General features: G+C 54.8%; 2 protein-coding genes. Both read left to right on the forward strand.

The genetic code is table 11. From position 1 onward, the window contains the following. The first annotated feature begins 2 nt into the window (after positions 1–2). Positions 3–761, forward strand: coding sequence for a phage tail tube protein (locus HMPREF2560_RS06415; RefSeq protein WP_070873781.1), 759 nt, complete (start codon positions 3–5; stop codon positions 759–761). A 115-nt stretch (positions 762–876) separates the two neighbouring features. Then, positions 877–4,932 (forward strand): phage tail tape measure protein, encoded by a 4,056-nt coding sequence (locus HMPREF2560_RS06420; protein WP_070873782.1) that lies wholly within the window; start codon positions 877–879, stop codon positions 4,930–4,932. Positions 4,933–4,996 lie beyond the last annotated feature (64 nt).

The raw sequence follows: 4,996 nt of genomic DNA on the forward strand, positions 1-4,996 counted from the left end.
ACATGGCAAAACAAAACGACCACGGCTTAATCTTTGAGGGCGACGTCAAGGTGCGCAACCTCAATCAAAAAGGCTCGGGCTTTATCGAAATCGGCAATACCACCGCCCTGACCACGCAAACCAGCGTGGAAACCAAAGAGCGCGTATCCAAGCAAAAAGGCACTTACGGCAGCGCACTCGACAGCCTGAAAACCGTCAAGCCCACCGAAATCGGTCTGAAGCTCGATACTTTCGACAAAGACAACCTCGCGCTTGCCCTGATGGGCGAAGCCGCCGTCATCGCGGCTACGGTGGAGACCGTTACTGGCGAGACCGTAACCATCGGCAAAAAAGGCATGGCGTACAAACTGGCGCACGGCAATATCGACCCGGCTACCGTCAAAGTCAAAAACAAGTCAAACGGCAATGTTGATGCCAAGCATTTGGATATTAATGCCACCTTGGGCATGATTACCATCCTGCCGGCCGCCGATACCGTCAACGACGGCGAAAACGTCACCGTCGACTACAAAACCCGAGATTCCGGCGGCTATAAAGTGTCCGCAGCCACCTTGTCCCGCTTGGACTTGGAAATCTATGTTGACGGCCGCAACCGCGTTACCGGCGAGACCGGCATTCTGCACATCCCCCATGCCGTACTGGCGGCGGACGGCAGTATCGACTGGTTCGGCGACGACTTCAACGAAGCCGAATTTAAAGGCACGGCTGTATTGGCTTCGGGCGAAACATCGACCTATTCCTTCACGTCGTACAACAACTAAAGATTCGGTAATAAACAAAGGTCGTCTGAAACTGGCTTCTGCGTCTAGGCGCAGCGGCGGCAGGTTTCAGACGGCCTTTTTTAAACGGGTTTTAAAACAGGATTAAGATTAAATCATGGCGAATATTCAGGCAGGTTTAGAGATTAAGGCGGGCGTGTCCGGTGTTGAAAACATCGACGCGCTGGCGCAGTCCATCGAGGCGGCGGGCATCGATACGGGCAAGCTGACCACCGAAGCGAAAGAGCTGGGCGCAACGCTGGCCAAAGCACAAGCGCAACAGGCGGCAATTGCAGAATATAAGGCGTTGTCGGCGGAATTGGACAATACCGCTAAAGAAATGCGTGCACTGGACGAGCTGACCGCGACGTTGGAGAAATCCATGCGCGGTGGCGGTACGCAGCAACAGCAGGCCGATTTGGCGAAACTTCGCGCCGAATCCGAACGCCTGGCAAAAAGTGAAACCGAGCTAACGGGCAAGCTGTATGCCGCCCGCGATGCGATGTCGGTGTCTGGGGTGTCCGTCAAAAACCTTGCCGCCGAAGAGGCGCGCCTGTCGTCCGAATCCGCCGCCGCAACGGCGCAGCTCGACCGCCTGACCGCCGAAGCACAAACCCTAAAGGCGATCGCCGATGCCAAAATCCAGCTCGGCATCGATACCGACGACAAGGCACGGCAGGAAATCCAAAAGACCAAAGACGCCTACGAATTGCTTAAAAACAGCGGCACACTCTCACATGAAGAATTAGCCCGGGCGGCGCAGTTGCAGGAAGGCAAGGTGCGCGAACTTGAAGCCAGCCTGAAAGGCGTGAAGCCGTCTATTGCCGAAGTTGCTTCGGAGATTCAGGGCTTGGTCGGTGGTGCGGGCGGCTTGGCGTTTGCCACCCGCGAGGCGATGAAGTTTGAAACCGCGATGGCGGGCGTGAAAAAAGTCGCCGAAGGCACGGACGAGCAGTACGCCCAACTTTCAGACGAGCTGAAGAAAATGGGCGCGGAATTAGGCATTTCCGCCGCTGAAATGGCCGAGCTTGCCGCAGCGGGCGGACAACTCGGCATTCCGATTGAGAAATTGTCGGAATTTACCGCTATTGCGTCCAAGATGTCGGTTGCCTTTGGGATGAGCGCGGAAGAGGCAGGCAATGCCGCCGCGACGATTGCCAACGTGTTCCAACTCCCAATCGGCGAAGTGGAAAAGCTCGGCGATGCCATCAACGTTTTGGGCAACAATACCGCCGCACGAGAAAAAGACATTGTCGCCGCAATGGCGCGTATCGGCGGTACGGCGAAACAGTTCGGCTTGGTTGCCGACGAAGCCGCCGCGCTTGCCGACGCATTTATCGCATTGGGCAAACCGCCCGAAGTGGCTGCGACCGCCATCAATGCCATGCTGCAAAAACTGCAAACCGCTCAAAGCCAGGGCAAAGACTTTCAGGCGGCCTTGGAAGGTATCGGTACGTCTGCTGATGAGATGGCGGCCAATATCGCCGCCAATCCGCAGCAGGCTTTGACGGACTTCTTGCACAAACTCGAAGGCTTGGATAAACAAAGCCGCGCCCTGACGCTCTCGCAACTCTTCGGTACGGAATATAGCGACGACATCGCGCTTTTGGTCGGCTCGTTGGGCGAATATGAAAAGGCTTTGGGCTTGGTCGCCGACAAGGGACAAGTCGTTGGCGCGATGCAAAAAGAGGTGGCAAACGCCATGTCTACCAGCGAGGCGCAGATTGCCAAAGCCAAGCAGGAAATCATCAATGTTGCCATCGAGGTCGGCGAAAAGTTGCTGCCTTTAGTGTCTCTATTGGCGAGTACGGCCGGCAGTGTGGCAAGTGCAATCGGAGCGATTACCGAAGAGTTCCCGGCCTTGACGCAACTTGCCGCACTGTTCGCAGCAGGCGCAGTTGCCGTCAAGGCTTATGAGGCGGCTGTTCGCCTGACTGGTGGTGCGGTATCGGCATCATTTGCGACCCAGCGTGTCGGAATTGAAGCAACCAAAGCATCCATCCTGTCTACCACTGTCGCTGCACGAGAGCTGGGCATTGCGCTCAAATCCGCTGCTGCCGGTAACGGTTTCGGTAATGGCGCGGCGGCTGCGGGAGCATTGGCTCAAAATCTCAAGACGGCGGCGTCCAATGCCGGATTATTGTTTGCTGCTTTTGAGGTTGGCCGTGGTGTGGGCGGCTGGCTACGCGAAAATACGGATTTAGCAAAAATTTTCGGCGATAACCTCGCCCGTATTCCTGCCATTTTGGATAGTCTGTTTACCACCGGTGGTCTCGACAAGTATCACGAGTTTTTCAAAACCGAAGCCCAAATTAAGCGCGAGTTGGAGATAGCGGATAAAAAAGCCCAGGAAGCTGCCGAAAAAGCCGCTGTCGCCAAGAAAAAAGCTGCTGAAGAAGAGGCAGCCGCCGTCAAGGCCCTACAAGCCGAATATCGTGCGTCTGCAACAGAGTTGTCAGCGTTGGAACACAGTATGGCCGCCTTGCGTGCCGACGGTCGCAAAACCAGCGACTTTTACAGAGAACTTGCAATCAAGCTGGAAAACGTGCGTACCAAAACCGCCGAACTGAAAGCCGAACTTGATAAGAAAAACGTCAAAATCAGCGCAGATACAGGCGAGCTTGCCGCAGCACAAAAAGCCCTTGAGGCTTTGGGTTTGACGGCGGAAGAGGTAACCACCGGCATGAGCAAAAAGGCGGCGGAAGGTATTGCCAATTTTTCGCGTGTTGCCTCTCAGTTTGGTAATGATGCCGAGCAGATGGGCCGGGTGTTTCAGGCCGCGCTCAAGCAGATGGACAGTAAAGAATCAACCGATGCTCTTTTGGCCGAATTGGAAAAGGTAGGCAAACAATCCGGGCTGACGGCCGAGGAAATTAAGAAAATCGGAGATACGGCAAGGGAGTCGACGGACAAGGTTGCCGACGCCTTCGCCAAAATCGGCGTGGACAGCAAGGCCGTGATGACGGGTATCAGCAGCGACGCGCGGCAGGCATTCGCTGATTTTCAGACAGCCTCGACAGAAGCGGCGGCCGCCGGTCAAAAAGATGCCAAGCTGATACAGGCAGCCTTTGAGGCCATGATGGGCAAACTTAAAAGCAAGGAGGAATTTGCCGAGTTTCAACACCAGCTCAAAGCCAGCGGCGACGCGGCACTGTTGACGCAGGAGCAGCTTGCCCGGTTGGGCGACGCGGCGACGGGTGGTGCGGAAAAAGCAAAAGCCGCTTATCAAGGGCTAAACGATACTGCCGCTAAAACAGGCGAAGCCGCGAAAGCCGCGCATGAAAAAGGCTCGCAAGCGGCGGAAAACCATGCCCAATCGGTCAGAAAAGTGGCGACAGCCAACAAAGAGGCGGCAGCGGAGGCAGACAATGCAGCCAAAGCGGCGGTAAATGCGTCTAAATCGTTTAGTGATTACGGCTACCGTCTGACGCAAACTGCTGGATTTTATAAGCTCAATAATGAGCAGCTGGATTTGATGAACCGACAGTTTTCCGGGATTAAGTTGGGCATGGAGGCCACATTCCGCGCTGCTCAGATGAAAGAGTACACGCAACAGATTTACAACGCGAATACCGCGATGCAAAGGCTGACCAATGCTTCTGCTCAAGGCGCAGTGACACAGGATATCTTGAACGATGCGGCCAGCGCGGCCTCTCGTGCTGCCGATAAATTGGGGAATACTGAGCTGACAAAATTCCGCAATGCGATATCCGATGCCCAACGCCGGCTGAATGCCCTGCGTCAAGAAGCACATGATGCAACCCGCGCGCTTGAGGCCGAGCTTGCCGAGCTTAATGGTAATACGGAAGCGGTTTATTCTTTGCAGCAAGAAAGAAAAATCCGTGAGCTGCAACAAAAACTCGACAATGCCAACCGCCTCAAACAAACCGACGTTGCGCGCGAATATCAGCGTCAAATCGATTTGCAGCAACAGATTTACAACAGGCAGCGCAGCAAGCGCGCCGAATCTGCCGCGCAAGAGCAAGTCCGCAACCAAGGTTCGTATGGTAACAGTAATGCCGCCCAGCGGTTGCAACAAATCGGCAATACGCAGGTTAATATCGACCCGGAAAAGCTTAACCAAATTTTGGCGCAGAGAGACCAGGCAGTTGCCGAGAAAGCTGTTAACGGTTTTATGAATAGTTTACAAGCTTCATTAAAGCGCACGACATAATTCAGACGGCCTGCAACCATCTGACTGCAACCATGCCAAGCCCCGATTTTCGGGGCTTTTGTTT

The organism is Neisseria sp. HMSC078H04, assembly GCF_001838135.1.
Lineage (GTDB): Bacteria > Pseudomonadota > Gammaproteobacteria > Burkholderiales > Neisseriaceae > Neisseria.

Excerpts from the sequence above, each read along its gene's own strand:
- HMPREF2560_RS06420 (WP_070873782.1), top strand. The coding sequence starts at position 877 with ATGGCGAATATTCAGGCAGGTTTAGAGATTAAGGCGGGCGTGTCCGGT.
- HMPREF2560_RS06415 (WP_070873781.1), top strand. The coding sequence starts at position 3 with ATGGCAAAACAAAACGACCACGGCTTAATCTTTGAGGGCGACGTCAAG.